Source organism: uncultured Aquimarina sp. (assembly GCF_947495315.1).
In the GTDB taxonomy this organism is placed as follows: domain Bacteria; phylum Bacteroidota; class Bacteroidia; order Flavobacteriales; family Flavobacteriaceae; genus Aquimarina.
Genome location: NZ_CANLYD010000011.1, coordinates 44,869 through 70,677, shown reverse-complemented (window position 1 = coordinate 70,677; position 25,809 = coordinate 44,869). Strand labels below are relative to the sequence as shown.

At 32.8% G+C, this 25,809-nt stretch carries 22 protein-coding genes; 14 read left to right on the top strand and 8 right to left on the bottom strand.

What is annotated here, in order from left to right; translation table 11 throughout:
* Nucleotides 1-59: 59 nt before the first annotated feature.
* Nucleotides 60-2,753, bottom strand: coding sequence for a DUF5916 domain-containing protein (locus Q0910_RS18275; protein WP_299219519.1), 2,694 nt, complete (start codon nucleotides 2,751-2,753; stop codon nucleotides 60-62).
* Nucleotides 2,754-3,027: 274 nt separating this feature from the next.
* On the opposite strand from Q0910_RS18275, the gene rplM reads away from it, so the two are divergent.
* The 9 genes from rplM (at nucleotide 3,028) to asnS (ending at nucleotide 14,956) form a co-directional block, all read left to right on the top strand.
* A complete protein-coding gene (rplM, locus tag Q0910_RS18270; RefSeq protein WP_299219517.1) occupies nucleotides 3,028-3,483 on the top strand; it encodes a 50S ribosomal protein L13 in 456 nt (151 codons plus the stop codon).
* Nucleotides 3,483-3,869 carry a 30S ribosomal protein S9 gene (rpsI, locus tag Q0910_RS18265; RefSeq protein WP_298541712.1) on the top strand — a complete coding sequence of 129 codons (387 nt, stop codon included), beginning with the start codon at nucleotides 3,483-3,485 and terminating at the stop codon, nucleotides 3,867-3,869. The genes rplM and rpsI overlap by 1 nt, the downstream gene beginning before the upstream one ends.
* Nucleotides 3,870-4,000: 131 nt before the next feature.
* A complete protein-coding gene (rpsB, locus tag Q0910_RS18260) occupies nucleotides 4,001-4,903 on the top strand; it encodes a 30S ribosomal protein S2 (protein WP_299219515.1) in 903 nt (300 codons plus the stop codon).
* Nucleotides 4,904-5,067: 164 nt separating this feature from the next.
* Nucleotides 5,068-6,033 (top strand): translation elongation factor Ts, encoded by a 966-nt coding sequence (tsf, locus tag Q0910_RS18255; protein WP_299219513.1) that lies wholly within the window; start codon nucleotides 5,068-5,070, stop codon nucleotides 6,031-6,033.
* 453 nt (nucleotides 6,034-6,486) lie between these two features.
* Entirely contained in the window at nucleotides 6,487-7,194 is a 708-nt protein-coding gene (gene pyrH, locus Q0910_RS18250; protein WP_299219852.1) for a UMP kinase, read from the top strand.
* Between the two features lie 51 nt (nucleotides 7,195-7,245).
* Entirely contained in the window at nucleotides 7,246-7,809 is a 564-nt protein-coding gene (gene frr / locus Q0910_RS18245; protein WP_299219512.1) for a ribosome recycling factor, read from the top strand.
* Nucleotides 7,810-7,893: 84 nt separating this feature from the next.
* Complete coding sequence (locus Q0910_RS18240) at nucleotides 7,894-10,335, top strand: DUF5686 family protein (protein ID WP_299219510.1); 2,442 nt, start codon at nucleotides 7,894-7,896, stop codon at nucleotides 10,333-10,335.
* Between the two features lie 85 nt (nucleotides 10,336-10,420).
* The gene (locus Q0910_RS18235; RefSeq protein ID WP_299219507.1) at nucleotides 10,421-12,832 is read left to right on the top strand and encodes an efflux RND transporter permease subunit; all 2,412 of its coding nucleotides are present in this window, start codon (nucleotides 10,421-10,423) and stop codon (nucleotides 12,830-12,832) included.
* Between the two features lie 681 nt (nucleotides 12,833-13,513).
* On the top strand, nucleotides 13,514-14,956 hold the full coding sequence (gene asnS, locus Q0910_RS18230; protein WP_299219504.1) for an asparagine--tRNA ligase: 1,443 nt from the start codon (nucleotides 13,514-13,516) through the stop codon (nucleotides 14,954-14,956).
* Nucleotides 14,957-14,964: 8 nt separating this feature from the next.
* Here the strand turns inward: asnS and Q0910_RS18225 are convergent, their stop codons facing one another.
* From Q0910_RS18225 to Q0910_RS18195, 7 genes are all read right to left on the bottom strand, one after another.
* Entirely contained in the window at nucleotides 14,965-15,471 is a 507-nt protein-coding gene (locus tag Q0910_RS18225) for a hypothetical protein (protein ID WP_299219502.1), read from the bottom strand.
* A gap of 71 nt (nucleotides 15,472-15,542) precedes the next feature.
* The gene (locus Q0910_RS18220; RefSeq protein ID WP_299219500.1) at nucleotides 15,543-16,010 is read right to left on the bottom strand and encodes an ankyrin repeat domain-containing protein; all 468 of its coding nucleotides are present in this window, start codon (nucleotides 16,008-16,010) and stop codon (nucleotides 15,543-15,545) included.
* 121 nt (nucleotides 16,011-16,131) lie between these two features.
* The gene (locus Q0910_RS18215; RefSeq protein ID WP_299219498.1) at nucleotides 16,132-16,896 is read right to left on the bottom strand and encodes a LytTR family DNA-binding domain-containing protein; all 765 of its coding nucleotides are present in this window, start codon (nucleotides 16,894-16,896) and stop codon (nucleotides 16,132-16,134) included.
* A 4-nt stretch (nucleotides 16,897-16,900) separates the two neighbouring features.
* A complete protein-coding gene (locus Q0910_RS18210; RefSeq protein WP_299219496.1) occupies nucleotides 16,901-17,914 on the bottom strand; it encodes a histidine kinase in 1,014 nt (337 codons plus the stop codon).
* Between the two features lie 3 nt (nucleotides 17,915-17,917).
* A complete protein-coding gene (locus Q0910_RS18205) occupies nucleotides 17,918-19,129 on the bottom strand; it encodes a serine hydrolase domain-containing protein (RefSeq protein WP_299219494.1) in 1,212 nt (403 codons plus the stop codon).
* Nucleotides 19,130-19,138: 9 nt separating this feature from the next.
* A complete protein-coding gene (locus Q0910_RS18200) occupies nucleotides 19,139-21,571 on the bottom strand; it encodes an outer membrane beta-barrel protein (protein WP_299219491.1) in 2,433 nt (810 codons plus the stop codon).
* A gap of 112 nt (nucleotides 21,572-21,683) precedes the next feature.
* Complete coding sequence (locus tag Q0910_RS18195) at nucleotides 21,684-22,442, bottom strand: helix-turn-helix domain-containing protein (RefSeq protein ID WP_299219488.1); 759 nt, start codon at nucleotides 22,440-22,442, stop codon at nucleotides 21,684-21,686.
* A gap of 327 nt (nucleotides 22,443-22,769) precedes the next feature.
* Here Q0910_RS18195 and Q0910_RS18190 point away from each other — a divergent pair, with 327 nt between their 5' ends.
* From Q0910_RS18190 to Q0910_RS18170, 5 genes are all read left to right on the top strand, one after another.
* Nucleotides 22,770-23,165 carry a molecular chaperone Tir gene (locus tag Q0910_RS18190; protein WP_299219486.1) on the top strand — a complete coding sequence of 132 codons (396 nt, stop codon included), beginning with the start codon at nucleotides 22,770-22,772 and terminating at the stop codon, nucleotides 23,163-23,165.
* A 4-nt stretch (nucleotides 23,166-23,169) separates the two neighbouring features.
* The gene (locus tag Q0910_RS18185; protein WP_299219484.1) at nucleotides 23,170-23,883 is read left to right on the top strand and encodes a PspA/IM30 family protein; all 714 of its coding nucleotides are present in this window, start codon (nucleotides 23,170-23,172) and stop codon (nucleotides 23,881-23,883) included.
* A gap of 65 nt (nucleotides 23,884-23,948) precedes the next feature.
* Nucleotides 23,949-24,263 (top strand): YbjQ family protein, encoded by a 315-nt coding sequence (locus Q0910_RS18180; RefSeq protein WP_299219482.1) that lies wholly within the window; start codon nucleotides 23,949-23,951, stop codon nucleotides 24,261-24,263.
* Nucleotides 24,264-24,475: 212 nt separating this feature from the next.
* Nucleotides 24,476-25,147: a hypothetical protein gene (locus Q0910_RS18175; protein WP_299219848.1), complete on the top strand. Its 672-nt coding sequence runs from the start codon at nucleotides 24,476-24,478 to the stop codon at nucleotides 25,145-25,147.
* Nucleotides 25,148-25,158: 11 nt separating this feature from the next.
* A complete protein-coding gene (locus tag Q0910_RS18170; protein WP_299219479.1) occupies nucleotides 25,159-25,806 on the top strand; it encodes an SPFH domain-containing protein in 648 nt (215 codons plus the stop codon).
* The last annotated feature ends 3 nt before the right edge of the window (nucleotides 25,807-25,809 follow it).

Sequence of the window (25,809 nt, the reverse complement as noted above, 5' to 3'; positions counted from 1 at the left end):
TGCAAAATACACGTAAAAATGTTTTATGTAAAAACTTTCTTAGAACCTTTTTTACAATTTTATAAAACAAACCTATATGTTGCTTTGATTAAAAATGTATTCTCTGGTTGTTGATCCAAAATTTGATTATCCAAACTCCTAAACAAATGATCTCCCGGATCTCCAAAACCAGTAACTCCTTGTGACCATACTAGAAAAATTTCCGATCCAGGAATATACTCCCATCTTAATACAAGATTGGATCTAAACTGTACAAATGCAAAATCAGGATCATCAAAGGTATAATCCACTCCACCACCATCTTCATCTACAGAATATACATCATCCGCAAAGGAAATTTGATCATCATCAAATAAAGTCACCCTTTCATCTAAATCCGAAGCAATAGAATTATTAACATAATTAAAATCTTTATATGTACCTCTGGAAATAAAAGGTTGGCCGTAATATTGAATAGTAAGATTAGGATTAATATTATAATTGAGTCGAATACTAGCGCTCAATGTTTGTTGATCAATTCTGGCAGTAATATATCTTGGTGTTCCTGCGAAATCGACTTCGGTCACATATTGAGTTTTATTAGGGTTTCTCTCGAATTCTGGGTTTATAGACATACTAAATGCATTAAAAGGCTGATACCTAAGCCTAAGCACATATCGTTGAAAAGAGAAATTATTCTGTTGTGCTTGAGAATTTACATGCCCCATTGTGAAACTGAACTTTTTTCTTTGATCAGAACCAAAAAACAATACCCCTATGTTTTCTTCTGAAAAACGGAAACGCGGTCCTCCCCGTAAAATCGTATTCGTAAAAATCCTAGGTTTATGGATATACTCTACCTCTGTCCACCAATTATTACTATAATTAATATATCCGCTAAGACCATACTGTATTCTATTGTAATTCCCTTCAAAATCAAATGTAGAAAATTGATTAAAATTGACATTCGCCCTTCTATAGAACTTTGTAGGCTTTAAAAACAGATAACGAACATTGGCAAACTGTCTAATTTCATCTGCTTGCCTCAGAAAACCAACGTCGTTTAATTCTAATTCTGGAGAACGCCAAAATAATCCACCTTCATATCGCCAATTCCCTCCTCCGGTCTTACCTCCAAGAATCTTACCTCCAGTTCCTGTAAGCGAAGTACGATTAGGATCTACCTCTACATGATCCGCATCTACCCTCTGAAAAAGGTGCGTTAACTCATTTTGTGTCGCTTCAATAGCTTCTTTAGATCCTTCTACATGACTCGTTACAATATTCCCCTCAATAAAATATTTTCTATCTTTCCAGTTGTGTCTAAAATCTAATCCTCCCGTATAAGCAGATTTTCTCAAAAAGTTTAGATTATTTTCTCTTACCCCGACCAGTTCTGATGTTTCATCAGTATCCAGATTATCATAATCTATATTTAAAATATCTCCTAGATTTCTATTAACCGCCGTAAAGATGCCTCCAATATATGTATTACGGTCATTAAAATCTTTTTGTACTCTACCTACAAAATAGTTTGTTAGTGGCTCTACAATTGTTTCTCTTCTATTTCCATCTGCATCTTCAATTTTAGCTATCTCTCGCTCTGTAACACTTTCTAAAATACCGATCGACCAACCATCCTTTGTCTTACCACTAAACTTAGCAGCTCCTAAAATAGTGGTGTTATTTGGCCGATCTATAAATTCCGTATTAATAGGACTTGAACCTATAGAACCCTGTGGACTTCTTCCAATTCTCCGAGAGTAAAACACGTTATCCTGCCCATTCGCAAACCGATAATCAAAAATGTTTTTATTCTCTACAAAAAATGGTCGTTGTTCTCTAAAAAAAATCTGAAAACCATCTAGAGCTATAGCAGCAGGATCTGCTTCTACCTGTCCAAAATCAGGATTCACAGTTAAATCCATAGTAAGATCATTAGTAATACCAATTTTAGCATCCAATCCCCCATTTAATTTAAAATCATCTCCATCTCTAAAAGGATTACCATCTTCTGCAGGAAAAGTGTCATATTGCATAACTCCAAAAGGCTGGATTTCTAGTTGCTTCTGTGGTTCGATATTAATCAAGCCATGCAATTCTCCAAATTCACTAACCCATCCTGGCGCATCTTGTGGAACACGTTGCCATACTGATCTTTCTTCTTTTCTAAAAAACCTTCTAGTTAACTGAAGTCCCCAGATTTGTTCCTTACTTTTTCCAAACTTTAATTGACTTAAAGGAATTTTTACCTCAGCAGTCCACCCTTCATCATCAATATTAGTAGCAGTATACCAAATAGGATTCCAGCTACCATCCCAATTATCTCCATTATTAGATATAAATTCATCTCCTTTTACGCCTGCAGCTGTTATTGTAAACGAAAATCCAGTTCGCTTATCATGATAACTATCCAGATTGATTTCTACCCAATCTCCAGCAAAACCGTCGCGTCTAGATAATCTTTTTTCTATTTTATCCGGTTCCGTATCATAACATCTATATGCGATATAAAGATATTTCTGATCATATAATATTTTAAATTTAGTCTGCTGACTTGGTGGGGTATTCTCGTCTGGTTGATTCTCAATAAAATCACCAGACCATGCTACCAAATCCCAACTTGACTCTTCTATTAAGCCATTAATTGTTGGTGCTTCTGCCCCGTTAAGAGGTTTGGTAGTATAGACTCTCTTTTTTACAATTGTAGAATCCTGTGCATTAATAAATAGTGTAAAAAGGAAGATTCCCAACACTTGCAGAGTGTACTTCATGATGATTAGTTTTGTTGATTGATGTTTAATACAGGACTCAAATTATGAATCTTTGTCACAGTTCTCTTACTTATTTAGTAAAAAATTAACACGAAAAAGAAGTTTTAGGAGTTAAAACGATAAAAAAACATTAGGTAATTGATCTACCTGAAAACCAATAGATCATCTTCTTGAAATAATATGAACTACCTATTTGCTATATAAATATATAATTGTACATTTGCACCCCTATTTTATATAGGAAAGGAATGTTTAATTAGTAAAATTAGTTAGTGTGGACACATTAAGTTACAAGACAGTATCTGCCAATAAGGCAACCGTTTCTAAAGAATGGTTACATATAGATGCTGAAGGACAGACTTTAGGACGTCTATCTTCTGTAGTAGCAATACTATTAAGAGGAAAGCATAAGCCTAACTTTACCCCACACGTTGATTGCGGTGATAATGTAATTATTACAAATGCCGAAAAAATCAACTTAACAGGAAAAAAGTGGACAGATAAATCGTATATCCGTCATACTGGTTACCCTGGAGGGCAAAGGAGTCTTACTGCTCAGGAGTTATTTGACAAAAACCCAGAGCGTTTAATCGAAAAAGCGGTAAAAGGAATGTTACCTAAAAACAAATTAGGAGCAGTTTTATTCCGTAATTTAAAGGTACATGCTGGAGCAACTCACAATCAAGAAGCTCAGCAACCGAAAACTATTAACTTAAAAGAATTTAAGTAATGGAAGTTATTCACAAAATTGGCCGTAGAAAAACGGCTGTAGCTCGAGTTTACCTTAAAGAAGGTTCTGGAAAAGTTACGATCAACAAAAAAGATCTTAACGATTACTTTCCTACTGCTACATTACAATACAAAGTGAACCAACCTTTTGCCTTAACAGACAATGAGGAAAAGTTTGATGTAAATGTAAATGTATACGGTGGTGGTATTACAGGACAAGCTGAAGCAATTCGTCTTGCAATATCCAGAGCAATGTGCGAGTTAGATCAAGAGAACAGAGCAGTCCTTAAACCAGAAGGTTTATTGACCAGAGATCCTAGAATGGTCGAGCGTAAGAAATTCGGACAGAAGAAAGCTCGTAAGAAATTCCAGTTCTCTAAACGTTAATTTATTAAAACAGTATTTGTTGTTATCCCCTATTATAGGGAGTTAGTTTAGCATCTAAATACTCAAGGCCATATCAAAAATGATAGCCACTTGGGTATTGCTAATTCAACAGAACGTAAACTATTACAAAAATGGCAAACAATATCGAAGTAAAAGACTTACTTGATGCAGGTGTACATTTTGGTCACCTAACAAGAAGATGGGATCCTAATATGGCACCGTACATTTATATGGAGCGTAATGGAATTCACATCATTAATCTATATAAAACAGCTGCAAAGATTGACGAAGCTAGTGAAGCTTTAAAGAAAATCGCGGCTTCTGGTAGAAAAATCCTTTTTGTTGCTACCAAAAAACAAGCAAAAGAAATCGTTGCGGAAAAAGCAGCAAAAGCTAACCAACCATACATCACAGAAAGATGGCCTGGTGGAATGCTTACTAACTTTGTTACTATTCGTAAAGCAGTAAAGAAAATGGCTGCAATCGATAGAATGAAGAAAGATGGTACTTTCAACACTTTATCTAAGAAAGAGCGTTTACAAGTAGACCGTTTAAGAGCTAAATTAGAAAAGAACTTAGGTTCTATCTCTGATATGACTCGTCTACCTGGTGCGTTATTTGTTGTAGATATTACTCGTGAGCACATCGCAGTAAAAGAAGCTCAAAAATTAAACATTCCTATTTTCGCAATGGTAGATACTAATTCTGACCCACGTCAGGTACAGTACGTTATCCCTGCAAATGATGATGCTTCTAAATCTATCGACAAAGTAATGACATACGTTAGTGATGCTATTATCGAAGGATTAAGTGAGAGAAAAGCTTCTAAAGAGGCGCCAAAAGGTGAAGCTCCTGCTAAAGCTGAAAAAGCACCTGCTAAGACAGAAGCACCAGCTAAAGCTGAAAAGGTACCTGCAGCTGCCGAAAAAGCACCTGCTAAAACTGAAGCTCCTGCGGCACCAGCTGTAGAGGCTCCTGCTAAAACTGAGGAAGCACCAGCAGTAACTGAAGCTGCTAAGCAAGAAGAAGAATAAACATTCATTGATTGCTTTCAATCATTAAAAATTACAAAGTTAAAGTCTAAGCCTTAAAACTTAACTTTAATATAAAATTAATGAGTCGTTTAGTTCTTTACTTTCGTAGTAATCATAACTAAACGACTTATTTTTTTACACAAACACATTAAATATTTAAAGATATGGTTAAGATAACCGCCGCAGAAGTTAATAAATTAAGAAAAGCTACAGGTGCAGGAATGATGGACTGCAAAAAAGCATTAGTCGAAGCTGAAGGAGATTTCGACAAGGCTATAGATGTATTACGTAAAAAAGGACAGAAAGTTGCAGCTAAAAGAGCAGACCGTGATTCATCTGAAGGAGCTGCTATTGCCAAAATTAATGCGGACAACACTGCTGGTGTATCTATAGTTCTAGGTTGTGAAACAGATTTCGTTGGTAAAAATGAAAGTTTTGTTGCGCTAGCAAATGAATTGGCAGAATCAGCATTAAATTACAATTCTAAAGAAGAGTTTTTAGCTTCAGATTTTGGAGGAATGACTGTTGCAGAAAAATTAATTGAACAAACTGGTGTTATTGGTGAGAAATTAGAAATTAATGCATTTGCTAAATTAGAAGCTCCTTATGTTGGTTCATACGTTCATATAAACAAAATTGCTGCTCTAGTTGGGCTTTCTTCTAAAATAGATAAAGTTGATGTATTAGCTAAAGATTTAGCTATGCAGATTGCTTCTATGGGAGCCACAACACTTTCTTATAAAGATTTTGACCCTGCTTATGTAGCTTCGGAAACTGAAGCTAGAATTGCTGTAATCGAAAAAGATAACGAAGAATTAGGTCGTTTAGGTAAAACACTAAAAAATGTACCTCAATACATATCGATGTCTCAACTAACTCCTGAAGTTTTAGCAAAAGCAGAAGAAGACGCAAAAGCGGAACTAAAAGCAGAGGGTAAGCCAGAACAAATATGGGATAGAATTCTTCCAGGAAAAATGGAAAGATTTATTTCTGACAACACTACGCTGGATCAAGAGCAATGTCTTCTTGACCAAAATTTCATCAAAGATGAAAAAATTAGTGTTGCTAAGTATGTTGAATCATACGGGGATGTTAAAGTTACTTCGTTTGAAAGAGTATCTCTAGGTTAATATCCTAGATACTATATCACCTATTTAGTGAAAAATCAAAAGCCGCTTCAATTGAAGCGGCTTTTTTCGTCATTTTTCGAAATATTTTCTCCCAGTATTTAAAATGCTTTTCTAAACATTCTGGACCCCTCCAAAATGCTACCCCAAAAAAGACTAACTCCCCAATCAGTCTAGAATACATATTACACTTTCGTGAATATGTAAATTCTTAAAAAACATTTCAACACTAATTCAAAAATATTCCTCATCTCCCCTATTTTTGTTTTCCTTTTACAAACGTATAACATTATCCAAAGCCAATCAATAGCGGGATCAGGGGAAAAGAACCCTTTTTTAATACCACTACCTCAACTTTAACATTTCTGTGCTATTTCAGAAAGATTTACCTTTAGCTATTAAAGTATTTTCTAAATTAAGAATATCATTATATTTGCACCACAGTTCAAGCAAATGATGAAATACAATAGAATATTACTAAAATTATCAGGAGAAGCCCTGATGGGAGATCGTCAATATGGTATTGACCCCAAAAGATTAGCAGAATATGCTAATGAAATCAAACAAATAACTAATAAAGGCGTAGAAGTAGCTATAGTTATAGGTGGTGGTAATATTTTTAGAGGTGTTGCTGGCGCTAGCAAAGGTATGGACAGGGTTCAAGCGGATCATATGGGAATGCTTGCAACTGTGATTAATGGCTTAGCACTACAAAGCGCATTAGAAGATGCAGATATACCTACAAGACTTCAATCTGCTATAAAAATTAACGAAGTAGCAGAACCATTTATCAAAAGAAGAGCCATTAGGCACTTAGAAAAAGGAAGAGTTGTAATTTTTGGAGGAGGAACAGGTAATCCATATTTCACAACAGATTCTGCAGCGGTATTAAGAGCAATAGAAATCAATGCCGATGTAATCCTTAAAGGAACAAGAGTAGATGGAATCTATACGGCAGACCCTGAAAAAGATTCGCAAGCTACTAAATTTGATTTCATTACATTTGATGATGTTTTAAGAAAAGGACTTAAAGTAATGGATACAACAGCATTTACTCTAAGTCAAGAAAATGAATTGCCAATTATAGTTTTTGATATGAATAAAACCGGGAACTTATTAAAAGTTATTTCGGGAGAATCTATTGGAACAAAAGTAAACCTATAAGAATAGTGGCTCGTTTTTTGATCAACTAATAAACAAAAGAACTATATTAAGATGAACGAAGAAGTAAATTTTATTCTGGATTCAACTAAAGAATCTATGCAGGGCGCAATAGCTCATTTAGAAAAACAATTAATTGTAATTAGAGCAGGGAAAGCATCTCCAGCTATGTTAAGTGGTGTTATGGTAGAGTATTACGGAAACCCTACTCCATTAAATCAAGTAGGAAATGTAAATACTCCTGATGCCAGAACAATTACTATTCAGCCTTTTGAGAAATCGTTAATTCAGGAAATTGAAAAAGCAATTTTAGCGGCTAACCTTGGCTTTAATCCTATGAATAATGGCGAAAGCGTAATCATAAGTGTACCGCCTTTGACGGAAGAACGTCGTCGGGAATTAGTAAAACAGGCAAAAGCCGAAGCTGAGGACTCAAAAGTTGGTGTACGTAATGACCGCAAAAATGCGAATACCGAAATAAAAAAATTAGAAAAGGATGGATTGTCTGAAGATATGGCGAAAAATACTGAGGCAGACATCCAGCAATTGACTGATACTTATATCAAGAAAATTGACGATATGCTTGCTGTTAAAGAAAAAGAGATCATGACAGTCTAATTATATTAAACACCTAAGACAGAAGTGTTTTCTTTTATAAAAACACTTCTGTTTACCTTCAATTTTTATGAATCAATTCGGATAATGCAAAACAAACTCTTCTGTTTACTATTTTTCACTCATTTTGTTTTACTATCCCAAATTAGCATTACCGGAAAAGTAATTGATCAAAGCACCAACCAACCATTACCTTTTGCCACGGTAAAAACGGATCATAACTCCTATGCACTAACCTCTTCAAAAGGCGAGTTCGTAATAAGATGTGATAGTTACCCCGTTAATCTAACAGTAAGTTATATTGGATATAATAAGAAAAATTTTTCCATTAAATCCGAAGATATAGTAAAAGTAGAGATTCAACTTTCTCCTACACAAGAAAATTTAGAAACGGTAAAACTAGATGTTCCGGGAAGTATTGCCTCTAATATTATTAAACAAGCTATTATCAACAAAAACGATAATAACCCAAATAAAGCTTTACAAAGTTATAGCTATAAAAGTTATAACAAGTTTAAAATTACTGAAGATAATCAGGCAAGGTTCGAAACTCCAGATACTACAGGAGCAGATATGGAACGTATCTTTAACGATGCTCACTCTTTTCTTTCTGAAAAAGTAAGCCAACATCAATTTAACAAAGGGCGCGATGAAAAAGAAACTGTTCTTGCTTCCAGAATGACCGGATTTAACAAACCAGTGTATAATGTACTAGGGATAAAAATTCAGTCTAACTCGCTATATCAAGAAAATTATGTAATCTTTAATAACCGATATGCAAGTCCTTTATCTAATAGAGCTCTCAAAAATTATTATTATAAGGTACTAGACACCACGCAAGGTAAAAGACCTGCGTATGTAATACTCTTTCAACCAAGACGATCTAAAAAAATAGCAAGTCTTGAGGGAGTTTTATATCTGGATATGGAAACATTAGCCATCCAGAAAGCAGTTGCAGAATTAAGAGGAGAGCTCAATGTGATGGTAACCCATGATTTCGAATACAATACCGAAGAAAAATTATGGCTTCCACTAAATCAGGAAGTAACTATCAGACCTGGTATTGGAAAACAAAAGGTTACTTTGTTTGGAGGCCAAATATCAGTTGGCAGATTAGGGAATGATCAGAAAAGTTTTACAGGCAACAATGACTTCTTAATTTCTAAAACAGATTTCTTTGATTATACAATCAAGCCAGATTCTAAAATTAAGCTTCAACAATCCGCGATTGAAATAGCCCCTGAAGCAACTACTCGAAGCGAAGAATATTGGAACACATATAGAACAACTGCAATTACAGAAAAAGATTTAAAATCCTTTCCTATCGTAGACAGTATTGTTCAAGCACAGAACATAGAGCGAAGAATAGATGTTATTCAGAGTTTTAATATTGGCTACTACCCTGTTGGATTTTTCGATTTTGACCTAACTTACCCTATAAAATATAATAATTTTGAAGGATTACGCTTAGGACTTGGGGGATTAACAAATGAGAAGTTTTCTAAACGATTTCGCGCGGAAGGCTATCTCGTTTACGGCTTTAGAGATGGTAAGTTTAAATTTGGGTTAGGTGGTGGAGTTTTATTAAATAAGGATTCAGGTTCTTGGTTAAATGTTAATTACACTGATGATCTTAAAGAGGTAGGTAGTTTTTTCTATTTAACCGATAGACGCGTATATTCCTTATTCGAACCACGCTTGGTAAACATAGATTTCTACTACAAACATAGAACCTGGAGCGCAAGCTTACAGCATAGGATTTTACCCAAATTATTATCAGAAACTCAACTTTCTGTTAGTAATATTGATCAAACTGGCGGTTATACATATTTTGATGATGGTAATTTATTCTCACAATACAAAACTGCAGAATCCACCATAGCGCTTAGATGGAGCCCATTCAGTAAGTTTCTAAAAACACCTAATGGTTATAGAGAAATACAAGATGGGTATCCAAAAATCACAGCCCAATACACACAAGGGTATAAGGGGATATTTGATAGTAATTTTAATTATAGTAAAATAGGAATTAAAGCAGAATATATAATTAATCGTCTTAATCAATCAAGCACAAGTTTACTATTAGAAGCTGATATCGCAAGTGGTGATGTACCACTGACACACTTGTATCACGCGTATCCAAATTCCCCAACCAAAGAAACCATTTTTCAAAGATTTTCTGTTGCAGGACGAAGAAGTTTCGAAACTATGTATTTTAGTGAGTTTTTTAGTGACCGACTTGCTACTTTACAAATAAGACATAGATTGAGACCCTTTAAAATAGCCAGTTGGCTTAAACCAGAAATGGTATTAATCACTAGATATGCTATCGGAGATGTAAGTAATCGAGTTAAACACCTGGGCGTTAATTTCGATTCTCTTCAACAAGGCTATCAGGAATCTGGATTCGAAATAAATAAACTTTTTGCTGGTTTTGGGCTAAGTTTTGCCTACCGCTATGGAGCATATCATCTACCAAAGATTGAAGATAACATTGCCTTTAAATTCACTTTTTACCTAAAGCTTTAACACATTATTATTTATTAATTTTCTTTTGAAAATTTTTTAAGTATTAAAAACTCAAATTCTTACATTTGCACCAGGAAAATAGAGAATGGCAAAGTTATTAACTTTCGGGTTTTGGAATACATTAGCTGGAATTATACTCCGTAATAGAGCAGCAATATTCATAATTATTATCGGTATAACCGTTTTTCTTGGCTTTCAGTGGAAAAATATGCGTTTTTCTTTTTCTGAAGCGAATCTTCTTCCGGATGACCATGAAGTAAACATAAAATACCAAGAGTTTCTAGATAAATTTGGAGATGAGGGCAATCTCATTGTAATGGCAGTAAATGACAGCTCTCTTTTTACTCCAACAAAATTAAAGGCCTGGAATGATTTTAACGATTCATTCAAACAATTTAGTGAAATCGATCTGGTAATTTCAGTTAGTGATTTAAAGATACTTAAAAAAGAAGATAATCCTGCTAGGTTCGAACTTGTATCCTTTATAAAAGACAGCACATACACTGAGAAGAACGTTTCGGAATACGAAGACAAATTGTTCAACAAATTACCCTTTTACGAAGGGCTCATTTATAGCAATAAATCCAATACCATACAAAGTGCTATTTATCTTAATAAAGATATTGTAAATACAATTGTAAGAAAAAAGTTTATTGAAGATGTTCTAAACCCAAAAGTTATAGAATTCGAAGAGAAATTCGGCATGGACATAAAAGTCTCCGGTATGCCATATATCAGAACGATGAATTCTCAGAATATCATGGATGAGATTCAGATATTTATTTTAGCAGCATTACTAGTTACATCATTGATCTTCTTTTTCTTTTTTAGATCTTTCAGAGCTACTTTTATATCGATGACAGCAGTAATCATAGGGGTAATGTGGGCTTTTGGATTACTAGGACTTTTACAATACGAAATCACTGTTCTGACCGCTATTATACCACCATTAGTAATCGTTATTGGAATTCCAAACTGTATATTTTTAATCAACAAATATCAACAGGAAATAAAAAAGCACGGTAATAAAGCAAAATCTCTTCAACGTGTTATTACTAAGGTTGGAAATGCAACACTAATGACCAATGTTACTACTGCTGCAGGTTTTGCTACATTTGCTTTAACAGAAAGTAAATTATTAAAAGAGTTTGGTATTGTAGCAGCATTAAATATCATAGCGTTATTTATTCTATGTTTACTGGTTATTACGATTATCTACAGTTATATGCCTCAACCCAAAGAAAGGCATCTAAAACATTTAGGAAAAAGATGGGTTGAAACGTTGGTCAACTGGATGGAACACGTCGTTAAAAACCAAAGAATTACCATATACATCTCCTCTATTGTTATACTTATCGCAAGTATTATTGGAATTTATACCATAAAAGTTTCTGGAAGTTTATTAGAAGATATGCCTAAATCAGCAGGTTTTTTTAAAGATATTCAGTTTTTTGAAGATGAGTTTGATGGCATCATGCCATTAGAAATATTAATAGACACAAAGCGTAAACAAGGAGTTCTAAAACTACCTACTCTTCGGAGAATGGAACAATTAGAAGAACTACTGGAAGAAACACCAGAGTTATCTAAGCCTATTTCCATTGTTAACTTAGCAAAATATGCTAAACAAACATACTATAACGGAAATCCAAAATATTATCAACTACCAACAAGCCAGGAGCGTAATTTCATTTTACCATACATCAAAAGCTTCGAGTCCAAAACAGCAGCTATGAATAGCTATGTAGATTCTACAGGTCAATATGCTAGAATCACTACATTTATGAAAGATGTAGGCACTGAAGAAATGGAGCGAATAGAAGCTAATCTTGCTCCGAAACTGGAGAAACTATTTCCTAAGGATCGTTATGAAGTTACTTTTACGGGTAAAGCCTTAATTTTTCAGAAGGGAACAACATATTTGGTATGGAATCTTATATTCTCCTTAGGGCTGGCCATTATATTAATAGCACTATTCATGGCTTGGATGTTTAGATCCGTTAAAATGATCGTTATATCATTAATACCTAATCTACTTCCTTTATTAATGACCGCGGGCTTAATGGGATTTTTAGGAGTTCCTATAAAACCATCTACGATATTAGTTTTTAGCATCGCTTTTGGTATCTCTGTAGACGACACCATACATTTCTTAGCAAAATATCGACAAGAATTAAAGTCTAATCACTGGAGAATTCGTAAATCAGTTTTTGCTGCATTAAAAGAAACCGGAGTTAGCATGTTTTATACTTCTACAGTTTTATTCTTTGGTTTTTCAGTATTTATGATTTCGAGTTTTGGAGGAACCAAAGCATTAGGTGGATTAGTTTCAGCTACGTTGTTATTTGCAATGTTAGCCAATTTATTATTATTACCATCATTATTGCTTTCTTTAGAAAGAAGTATCGCGAATAAAAAAACATTGAAAGAACCTGCATTAAAAATTATTGCAAGTGATGATGACGAAGAACTTCCTGAAGAAGAAGAAAAACAATAAAAATTTACCTGTTACTTACTTTAAAAAAAGAAGCCTCGCCAGTAAACTAGCGAGACTCCGTGTAAGATAGATTACCCCAAAACCTATCGAACTAAACTTAACGTAAACACAATCGTCATAATTGCATATGCAAGATACACTCCCTTTTTGTATTTTGAAACTCCTTCATGGGGGGGATTTCCCCCTTTTGTTAAAATAAACATCGTTTTAACATTTATTTTGTAGTCTGTAAATCATATTAAAAAATATAATCAACTGATATAAAATACATTAATAACATAATTCTTGTAAGAATTTTTATTTATATTTTGTAGATAATCTTAAAAAAAAGTGATTTTTTCCCTCAAAAAGCATCTTTTTATGGTTTTAACATAGAATTACTCTAGAAAAAACCGTCAGATTTTAGCTTGTTTTAAAAACACCTCTTTTTATTAAAACAAAAAAATATAAAAACATTTATTACTAGAATTCGTTTTTTTGAACAGCAAGATTATGCATCAATTCGATTAAAAAATTATCTTTGCTACCTTGAAATTTTATATCCTTTATCTGGTAAAAAAAGAAAGTTAGGCATATAACCTAATGAATTGATTAAATTAAAAGTAGTGGTAGTATTATGAGGAAGATAATACTAATTTGCTCATATCATCGAATCGATGTAAAACAAATAAAATTAAACTGATGAAACATACCAAAGTAATAGACGTACTGCAGAGTGATAAACTTTTACAGCCTATCATTGTAAAAGGATGGGTTCGTTCTTTTCGTAACGATCGATTTATAGCTATAAATGACGGATCTACCATTAAAAACATTCAATGTGTTATTGATGACAATACTATTGACACTACTATTACTAATAAAATAAGCGTTGGCGCAGCTCTTTCTATTACAGGTACACTTACAGAAAGTGAAGGAAAGGGACAGCGAGTAGAGATTAAAGTTACCAGTGTTGAAATAGAAGGCGAAGCTGATCCTGAAGAATTAAAATTAACAATCCTTTCTCCTAAACGTCATAGTTTAGAAAAACTAAGAGAGCAGGCTCACTTAAGAGTTCGCACAAATACTTTTGGAGCTATTATGCGTATGAGATCAAAATTATCATTTGCCATACACGAGTACTTTCAGAAAAATGATTTTTATTATGTACACACTCCTGTGATTACTAAAAGTGATGCAGAAGGAGCTGGAGAAGCCTTTAAAGTAACCAATTTAGATCTTAATAACGTTCCTAAAGATGAGAATGGTGAGGTTGATTATAAGCAAGATTTCTTTGGTGGTGAAACCAACCTAACAGTTTCTGGACAATTGGAAGCAGAAACCTATGCAATGGGATTAGGCCAAGTATACACTTTTGGACCAACATTTAGAGCAGAAAACTCTAATACTTCACGTCACTTAGCCGAATTCTGGATGGTAGAGCCAGAAGTTGCTTTTTGTGATCTGGATGGCAATATGGATCTTGCAGAGGATTTTATAAAATATGTAATCCAATTTGTTTTAGATAACTGCCAGGACGATCTTGAGTTTTTAGAAAACAGACTAGTTCAAGAAGACAAACAAAAACCTCAGGCTGAAAGAGCTGAAATGTTACTTAGAGATAAACTAAAATTTGTTTTAGAGAACAACTTTAAGCGAGTAAGCTATACCGAAGCTATCGAAATACTTAAAAACTCTAAACCTAATAAAAAGAAGAAGTTTAAATTTCCAATTAACGAATGGGGTGCAGATTTACAAAGTGAACACGAACGTTTTTTGGTTGAAAAACATTTTAAGTGCCCGGTAATATTATTTGATTATCCCGCAGATATCAAGTCTTTTTATATGAGACTTAATGAGGATGGTAAAACTGTTAGAGCAATGGATATTCTTTTTCCAGGTATTGGAGAGATCGTAGGAGGTTCTCAACGTGAAGAGCGCTTAGATGTTCTTAAACAAAAAATGGCCGCTTTAAACATACCAGAAGAAGAATTATGGTGGTATCTGGATACACGCCGTTTCGGAACTTGTAAACATAGTGGCTTTGGGCTAGGTTTTGAAAGATTGGTATTATTCGTTACTGGAATGGGTAATATTCGTGATGTAATTCCTTATCCAAGAACTCCATTAAATGCTGAATTTTAAAATATAGTTTAATTTCTATGTTTCTTTAATAAAATCTCAGAAATTAGATCATCAATTATACTTTGATTATAATCTGATTTCTGAGATTTGTTTTTTGCTTTTTGAATTTTTTCCGAATGTGGAACCTTTCCTGTTTCAGCCAATAACTTCATTGTATTTTCGAAAAAGGTATTCAAAATAGGCATTACATATTGACTTCGAGTGTTTTTATCTCTAAGATGAATAAATTTCTTAGCATACGCCAAAAACAGCTGTGGATACTGAGCAAAAGTTATGATCGCTTCAGTAAAACTCTTTTGCACCTCTTCTTTACCAACAGAATTTCTAAATTTCAGTTTTGTAGCATCAATATGCTTTAGTATATATAGAAGAGCACTTTCTTTTATAAAATTGCTGTAGTCGGTACTTGAATAGTAATAAACCTCCATACCAATATTAGTATTTATAATGAGTACTTCATCTCCTATACTATCCTTAAGAAAAGACTGAAAAGTATCTGCTGTAAATGAAGACATTAATAGACGTCTTTTTATACCGGTAGAACGTATATTGACAGATTTTATATTTTCTATTGTTTCATGTATACTCACTTGGTAACATTCAATAATTCAGAAAAATCAATTCCTTGATTTTTTGCGTGCATCTCCGCGGTGTGTCCACTATTATCCTGTGCAGTAACATCTGCGCCATTCTGTATTAGTAATCGCATAATCTCTTTCTGACCAAAAGTAGCTGCAAAAATTAACGCCGTAGCTTCGTTATAACTCTTTATATTGACATCAGCGCCAGATGCAATCAACAATTCTGCTATTTCATAATATCCTTTAAAACAAACGCCCATCAATGCTGTGTTTCCCGAAGCATCCTTTGCATTAACATTAGGATTATAACTAAGAATCAGTTTTGTAATTTCCATAAACCCATAATACGTAGAGAGTAAAAGTGGTGTAGAACCTCTTTGATCCTTTATATGTATCAAGTCTTTATCCTTATCAAGAAAGCTTTTTACTGCTTCTAAGTTTTCAGACCTTATTGCATCAAAAATTGTATTCATTGAAATAAAGTTGTAATATTCATAATACCTAAGCGATACCGCTCATATTATTTTTGAAGATATCAAAAAAATATATCAGGAATACTCTAATTAGCAGAAATTTATAATTTCAAAGATAAAACTACTCTTCTATCCATTTTCGGAACTCGGATGTAGTGGCAGAACTTGTCATTACCTTTTCTTTTACACCTTTTAATTTTATCAATAATCTATTTTTAAAATGATTTTCGATCGTTTCGATATACTCAATATGAAGAATCTGACTTCGATTAATTCTAAAGAATTTTTTGGGGTTTAGTTGTTCCGTTAAGACTCCAATTTTTTCTAAAACAGGATGTGTTTTTCCGCTTAGATCCGTAGCAACACAAAAATCCCCAGATGCCGCGATCAGACTTATATCAATAACATTTAATAATTGTATTCCCTTTGCTCGTTTAATTACAAAACGTTTTTTGTATTTAACCTGCTCCTCCTGTATTACAGATTTCAAGATATTAATTGTAGTACGATCTAATGGGTTATAAATGCCTTGTTTAAATAAAGACTGGTACTTTTCTAAAGCTTTTTTGAAATCATTCTGTGAATAAGGTTTTAAAATATACGCTACGCCATTGGTATTAAAAGCCTGAAACAAATATTCATCATGTGCTGAACAAAAGATTATAGGACACTCCACCTTTACTGTATTGAATAAATCAAACGACGTACCATCTAATAACTGAATATCTGATAATATAAAATCATATTTGTTATTACTCAGAAATGTGGTTCCATCTGCAACAGTACGGGACCAATCATGAGTGATTTGCTCTTCAAAAAAAGTATTCAAACTTGATGTCAATTTTTGATATGCAGGAATTTCGTCCTCTAAAATTAAAATATTCATAGCCTTAAGATTCATTGCTTAATTTCAAAATCGGAATAGAAACTTTGAATTTTGATTCCGTATTTATAACCTTTACCTCTTGATCAGATAATAATTTGTAGCGTGCTTTTAAATTCTTTAAACCTGTTCCAAAAGATTCTTCTCCGGATTGAATTTTAGTTTTAGTATTTATTACTATTAACCAATTCTCTTCTATACGAACTACTACCTTAATAGTATTCGTTTGCCCAGCTTTATTGTGTTTCACAACATTTTCGAGCAGTGCCTGTATTGATCCGGTAGGAATGAACTTATCTGTAAGCGATATATCTCTTTTAATCTGAAAATCATAATCGCTACCAAATCTGGTTTCTATTAAAAAAATATAATTCTCCGCAAAAGCAATTTCTTCAGAAAGTTCCATCACCTCAGCATCTTTGGTTCTTATCAAATAACGATAAATTAACGATAAGCGATTAATGTATTCCTTAGCTTTTATAGTATCACTATCAATTAATGCATCTAAAGTATTAAGATTATTAAATAAAAAATGAGGGTCTATCTGAGATCTTAATAATTTCAACTCATTCTCCTTTTGTTGTTTTTGTACATTAAAAAACTGAGCCTGACCTTCGTAAAACTTTTTAGCTAATAAAATACCAAACACAAAACCAGCATCATCAGACAACCGAAAGAAACTTCGGAGCAAAAAATCATACCATTTTGGAAATTTACTCCAATCCCCTCCACCAGTCCAATATCCTGATATGTAATCAATAGCTCCAAAAAAACATAGCAATACAAGCCCAAAAAACACAAATTGAGTGTATTTTTTCTCTTTTACCACATAATTAGGAATAAGCCAATACATAAAAATTAAAATGATAACAAAAGAAAGTATAGCTGCTAAAGGAATATCAATAAGATACTCGATAAGGTCGTTATCTTCTCTATAGTAATCAATACAATTAAAGATAATTGTAACTGTATAGACAATAGCTACGATAATATAATCTGATTTGTTTAGCCTGGTATTCATACTCTAAATCTTCTGATTTTTACGTTTTCCAATACGTCGAATAATCCTCTTTACGAAAAACACTATCACAAGAATAAGTAAAATCGAGAAAACACCTATAGTGATATATAATTTTGTATTACCAGGATCTGCTAATAAATAGAAAAACATATCTTGCCCCAATTGTTCACCGTATTCAGAATTAGTAAATAACACGTATCCCCAATCCTTTTCTGTATCTAAAAGGAACCAACTGGTAAAGCCAATATTATTCCCTCCATGACAATAAATATTTGTAAAAGGTATTTGGATATTTGTAAAACCAAGTGTATATCTAACATCAAATTCATCATACGGTACTTTGGAATGAGGTTTTAATAATTCTTCATAGCTATTCTCAGATAAGACTTCCTCATTCATAACAGCAATCATCCATTTAGAAAAATCCACTGATTCAGAATGTATAGAAGCTGGCGCTGAAAATATCCCATCTTCTTTTTTAACCCAATAGTTATTCTCCCAATCCACCCGATTGTTGTCTTCATCATAAGGTTCTGCCTTGTGTTTTCTGGTATACTCATTCTGAATGTAAACCGTGTGATCCAAGCCAATTGGTTTTCCTATTCTTTTCTGAAATTCTGCTTCCAAACCTGCATCATCTATACTTAAAATATGTTTTAAGACTTGAGTTATATATTGGTACCCTTCTCCTGAATAAAAATAATCTGTCCCCGGTTCGAATTGAATTTTCAACGTATTATCTTCATCATCCTCTCTCCAATTCTGAAAACCTGTTTGATGACTTAAAGCCATACGCGTCGTTATTTTTTTGTAACGTTCATCATGAGCAATATCAGGATATTCCATATATTCATATAATGGTTTATCGAGATCAAGAATCCCTTCTTCTACAAATGTCATTACAAAAAAACCAAATACGGGTTTTGATATAGAAGCGCCTTCGAAAATAGTTTGCTCTGTAATTGGTAATTTTTTTTCTACATTAGCATATCCTTGGGTTTTATGGTAAACAACTTCTCCTTCATTAATGATGGCAATAGAAATTCCAGGAATTTTATATTCAGCCATTTTGGAACTTATAAAAGTATCTAAAGAGTCCTTCGGAATATCGAATCTTAAATAACTGTCAACTGAATCATTATTTACGGAAGTACAACCGGTAATTAAAATACCAAGCAGTACAATCTTGCTAATCTGTTTTACAAAGTTTTTCATATTATTATTTTAGTTTTTATCATCTATTCTATCCCGCTCCTCTTCAGAAACATTACTTCTCTTTTTCTTTTTACTAAACTTAGATCCAAAATTATAATTCAACTGAAGAAAAATATTTTGTCGTGGCCAATCATTTACGATCGTTGCATTTACATTATCATAATTTATAGCTCCTAAGAATTTTCTATTCAGAATTTCTTCAAATTCCAAACTCACCTTTAAGCGATCATTCATAAATTTCTTACTTACAGCAACATCAATTCCCGCTATCCATTTATATTCTATTTGTCCTTCTAAACCCCCTGTAGAATAATATCCTGAGATTTCAGAGTTTATACCCCAAGGTAATTTATATTCTGCACTTGTATACCAGGTCAAACTCCATTTTGATACATCCAACGCTGGAGTTAACCGCTCTGATTTATATTCATTATAATTCACGATTACTCCCGTATATCCATCCAATCCTTTTATAAAATCTAATGGCCCAAATAAACTAGCATTAAAATTATTATTCTCTGCAAGATTGATTACAGAGCGAGAGGTTTCTGCAGAAGAATCATTCTGAGTTATGATTTCGAATAATACATCTTTCGTTTGTCCATAACTAACACTAAAAAAAGGTTGATCATCATAGGTTAGATTAAAACGAAAACTATTAGTAAAAGCTGGTTTTAGGTTTGGGTTTCCTTCTTCAAAAGTAAATGGATCGTAATAGTATACAAAGGAATTTAAAGAACTATATGAAGGTCTTTGAATTCGATAACTATACCCTACATTAACTCCTAACTCTTCCGTTATTTCTCTTCCTAAACTTAGACTGGGAAATAACTTAGAAATCTTCCTTGATCTTGTTTCATTCTGTGTTACTGAGGTACCTTCAGTATCACTTTCTTCCCAACGCAATCCTCCCGAAAACGACCATTTATTATATTTTGCATTAAACTTTGAGTAAACTGCTAGGATGCTTTCATCTATTAAAAATCGATTACTTTGATTTACATTATTTATGAATTCACCCTGATCATTCTCCGTTAGCGCTTGTAAATCACTATCAGAATTTACCTGTGAATATTTTGCTCCTGCCGCCCAACTAAAATTATCACTTTGTGTTCGTTTATAATCTCCTTGATAAGTAAAAATTTCATAATAAGCATTCTGAAAATATCGTTGATTATCGTATTCAACCGGACTTACTTCAGTCTTGAATAAATTATTCTCATTTTCAAAAGTATAATCGATATAATTAAAATCTAGAGTCACCTTATTCCTCTGATCATCGTACTCATAATATGGATTTAATGTATACGTTACCCTATCTCTATCATAACTATTATCAGTTAATAGCTCAGTTGATGACGTACCATCGATTATCGTGGTATTATTTTTTGTGATTCGATCTGACAGCGACTGAATTCTATTTGCATTTAAACCAATAGTATTTTTATCATTAACATAATAATCAAAACCACCACTTATTCTAAACGTCTCTGGATCATATGGAGAAATTGATGTTTGATTATAAGTCTCATCCAATACTTGTCTGGAAATTATTAAATCTTCTCGCCAGGAAGATCTATTATATCCAGCACTAGCTTGCCAATTGAGTTTGTTTTTATAACTAGCAAGAGACGCACTAGTTCCGTAAGTAAAGTCATTAACATACCCAATTGTACTTTTTATACTTCCGTGAGTTCCCAATTTCACATTTTTCTTTAAAATGATGTTAACTATAGGACCTGAACCTTCTGCATCATATTCAGCTCCTGGTTGCTGAATAAGCTCCACTCTTGCTATATTATCTGCTGGCATTTCTCGCAGCAAAGACGAAACATCCATATAATCCGTTGTTTTACCATTAATTAGTATTCGTATATTTCCTTGTCCCCCATAATTTAAGTTACCATTAGTCACAATTACTCCAGGAACCTTTTTCATTACATCTTGTAGATTGGTATTGATCATTTCGGATTTTTCGATATCTACAATTAATTTCTCGGCAGTTTGCTTAATAATTGGTTTCTTATACGTAATTAGTACTTCATCCAACTGCTCTGATTGTAACACAAAATCCATAGATAGTTCTTGTGCATCATTGTTAAAACTAAAAGCTTCCGATACCTTTGTTTCATAGCCCAACATTGATACTTCGATTCGGTAGGTCCCTGCTTTAATACTTTCGAAAAAATACGCTCCTTTTTCGCTAGTAGCCATCGCTGAAATTGCTGTGTCAGTTTTGTCTGTGTATAAAATCACATTGGCAAAAACCAAAGGTTCTTTGTTTTGATCTGTAACATTTCCTGTAATCACGTTCTGTCCGCTCATAGTTTTCACTACGATGAGTAAAATAAATAATAGTATTTTTTTGAATCCCATAACTTTTTGTTTCTTGATTGATGATGAAACAAATGTAGATTCATAGGATCCTAATATATAGTCCATTCTGTCCAAAAAGGTTAAAAAAAGGACTAATTGGGTTTAATTCACTTTTAAAATGCAAAACAAAAAAAGGAGCTGTTCGCTCCTTTATTATTTGTTGAATGTATGAATTAGACTAGCCTAGCTTCTCTTTCATTCTAAGCAATTCTTGCTCGATCATTTGTAATTTACCCTCCATTCCATCTGCAAATTCGGGAATACGTTTACAAAAGACATAGCGAACCCTCCACATTTCTTTAATTTCAGAAATCGGATATTCATCATCTTCAATATTCTTATGATCTGCACGCAGCACGACACTATTCTTAGTAATATACAATCTTCTAAAAGTTAATTTTGTATCAGTTAATGCAACTACTAAGGTTCCGTTATTTAGCTTTTTGATGACATCAGAAGGTACCTTTTCACCAATAACGATATCCTTAGGATAAAATCCTTGATCATGATTGGTCATTTCTAAATTTAGCACGGTATACCCTCTAAATTCTTTGGATGGATTTACCGGTAATTGGATAGTAGGCAATTCTTTTATAAAATTGCTCTTATCATATAAAGTTATATACTCACTAGATGTACTCTCGGTAATACAGGGAATTAATGCAAATTGTTCTCTTTTTAAATCTTGTGCATAGGTAGTAAGATCTCCCTTAAACTTCAAAAGTTCATTTACAGTTAGCTCACTAGTTAGTAATTTATCTATTTCTATGCTAAAATAATTAGCTATTTTTATAATAGTATCTATTTTAGGTTCGCTCCTTCCCTCTTCATAAGCCCCTAATGTACCTCGTTTTAGGTCAAAAAGCTCGGCAAAAGCTTGCTGACTCAAACTCTTAACGCTTCTAATTTTTTTAATATTTTTTCCAAAAAATGACATTTTTGCTAATTTTATTTGCAATTATAAAAATTTGTTGTACATTTACACTAACAATATTAGCTAATATATTTAAAAAATGCTAATTTTAGTAGAAATACTTTTCTAAAGTAACTTGATTTTGGGCGAAATCATTAAGAATACTAAAAACCTTAGCAAACAACTAATTCATTAACATAAAACAACAACATACCCATGATAGCAGTAGCAGAATATATTGCCAATTTAGCTGTCGATATAGTAGAAAAGTTATCTCACTTTTTGTAATATTGATACAAGGTCAGAAACAAGAAATAAATTACTAATTATCAATCAAAAAATAACCATCACATGCAAGATCATTTCCAACAGGTGAAAGATTATTTACTGAAACTTAATTTCAACATAATTCACGAAAACAAAAAAGATGGAATTATAATGATCAGTAAAGAGAACGAAGGGATTAAAAATCTCATTCTTGGTGTAGCATTACCAATTTTAATTATTGAGCAACATATTTTCAATATCAAAAACAAAAACGAACTAGTATATCGTAGTTTACTTCAGAAAAACCGAGATATCGTTCACGGAGCATTTGTTCTTGATGAAACAGGAGAAAAAGTAATCTTCAGAGATACGTTACAATTAGAAAATCTGGACCTAAATGAATTGGAAGGAACATTAAATTCTTTAGGCCTATTATTGAGTGAATACTCGCAACAAATTATAAATTTTTCAAAATATTAATACTATGAACTTTTTTAAAAGACTATTTAAAATAGGTGAAGCTGAGGCAAATTCTGCTATCGATAAAATGGAAGATCCTATAAAAATGACAGAACAAGGGATCCGTGATATGAAAGTTGATCTCGAAAAAAGCCTGGAAGCATTGGCACAAGTAAAAGCATTAGCTATCAGGTCTAAAAATGACACTGAAGAATTTGCCGCAAAAGCAGAAGATTATCAACAGAAAGCAATGCTAATTCTTAAAAAAGCACAAAGTGGAGATCTTGATACTGCAGAAGCAGATAGATTAGCAAAAGAAGCATTGATCAAAAAAGAAGAATCACTACAACACGTAAGTCGTGGAAAAGGGGAAACAGAAAAATTTGATGGTTCCGTATCTCAGTTAGAAAAAAATGTGGAAGAGATCAAACAGAATATCAGCAAATGGGAAAATGAATTAAAAACCCTGAAAGCAAGAGTAAAAGTTTCTGCAGCCACTAAAAATGTAAACAAGCAAATGGCAGAAATAGATAGTTCTAGTACGGTTTCTATGTTAGAGCGTATGAAAGATAAAGTAAATCAGGAAGAAGCATTAGCAGAAGCCTATGGGGATATCGCAAATGCATCTAAGTCTATTGATGATGAACTTGATAAAGCTGCAAATACTACAGAAACGAATGCAGAAGATGATTTAGCAAAGCTAAAAGAGCAATTAGGACTGAATGACAAAAAGAAGTAGAAACAACTAATAATCAGACACTTTTAGTCCATTCAGCAAATTATTAACAAAAAAACTAATAAATCATGGTAACATCTACGACAGAAACGATACCTAATAAAGAAGTAATTCAAATTTTAGGAATAGCAAGAGGAAGTACAGTGAGAGCACGAAATATTGGTAGAGATGTTTTTGCAGGACTAAAAAATATAATTGGTGGAGAAATAGAAGAATACACCAAATTACAGGCACAATCCAGAGAACAAGCTATGCAAAGAATGAATCAGGATGCGCAACGATTAGGAGCAGATGCAGTTGTTAATGTTAGACTTACTACGTCTATGGTAATGCAAGGAGCATCAGAAATCCTTGCCTATGGGACCGCTGTAAAACTTAAATAATAAGAATATGGAAATTTTATTTATAGGACTTTTTTGGACATTTCTTATTACATCTCTAATCTATTTAATTATTAGAAGAATTAAAGTTCACAAAACAGAAGATTTTGAGAAAAGAGACAACTAAATAACTATTAATTAACTAAACAACTAAAACATTGAAGGAACTCGTAGAGATAGCATTTTCGCAAGTAAATATGGTATTAACCATACTTATGCTCTTACTAATTTTATATTGGTTATTCACAATGATCTCAGGAATTGATTTTGATCTAGATGTTGACGTGGATATCGATATTGATGTTGATGCGGATGTTGATCTGGATATGGATGCTGATAGCAATATTGAAGGAGGAAATCTTGATTTTGAAGATATCGCTAATACAGAAGTTAATAAAGAAGATGTTGTTGGCAAAAGAAGAAAACCTTTAAAATGGTGGCAAATCTTATTGATTTATTTCAATTTTGTTGGATTACCTTTTATGTTCACATTTACCTGTTGGATATTTATCTGGTGGCTCTGCACAACAATAACTACCACGTTAACCAATAGTTATGACAACAACTTTGGATTCATTTTCTTTCTTGGAGCAATTATTCCATCTTTATTAATAACTAAAATTTTCACTACTCCATTTAAAAGCTTTTTTCGAAACCTCAATAAAGATGGAGATGCACCAATTGATTTACTCGGTAGAAAAGGGATCATACAATCAACCATTTCTAAAGATAAAATGGGCTCGGCAGAAGTAGTAGCAGACGGAAACCCTATGTCCATCTATGTGAAATCATTGAATGGCGAACAAATAGATTATCATCAAGAGATTTTGATCATTAAACAATCAGAAGATAAGAACTTCTATTATGTGCAATCTTATAACGATTAAACAAATTCATAATGCCAGAGAACTTAATTCAGTTGATTAGTATAGCGATTAGCTTTATAATAATACTCATTCTATTTAATTTTGTAATTCTTTTAGTCTTTTATAAAAAGCCTAAACAAGGACAAGCAATAGTAAGATCGGGATTAGGAGGTGTTCGAATTGGAATACATAAAGGAATATATGCTATACCTATTTTTCACACAATGGAACAAGTTGACCTTACCATTAAAAAGATCAATATTCAACATAAAGAAAAAGAAGGGATTATTTGTAAAGATTTTCTAAGGGCGGATATCAATATGAATTTTCATCTAAGAATACCAAATACACCAGATAGTATCTTACAAGTCTCAAGTGCTATTGGTTGCGAAAAAACATTTGACGAAAATAAAATGAAAGACATATTTCAAGCTAAGTTCTCCGAGGCGATAAAAACCGTTGCTTTTACATTTGAATATGAAGAACTACATCAGAAACAAACCGAATTCAGAGATGAAATTTTGCTTCTAATAGGAACAGATCTTAATGGATATAGTATTGAAGATTGTGTTATTGAATATATAAAACAAACACCGATCTCATTTCTAAATCCTAATAATATATTAGATGCAAAAGGAATTAAAAAGATAAAAGAATTAACAGAAATCGAAAATAAATAAAAC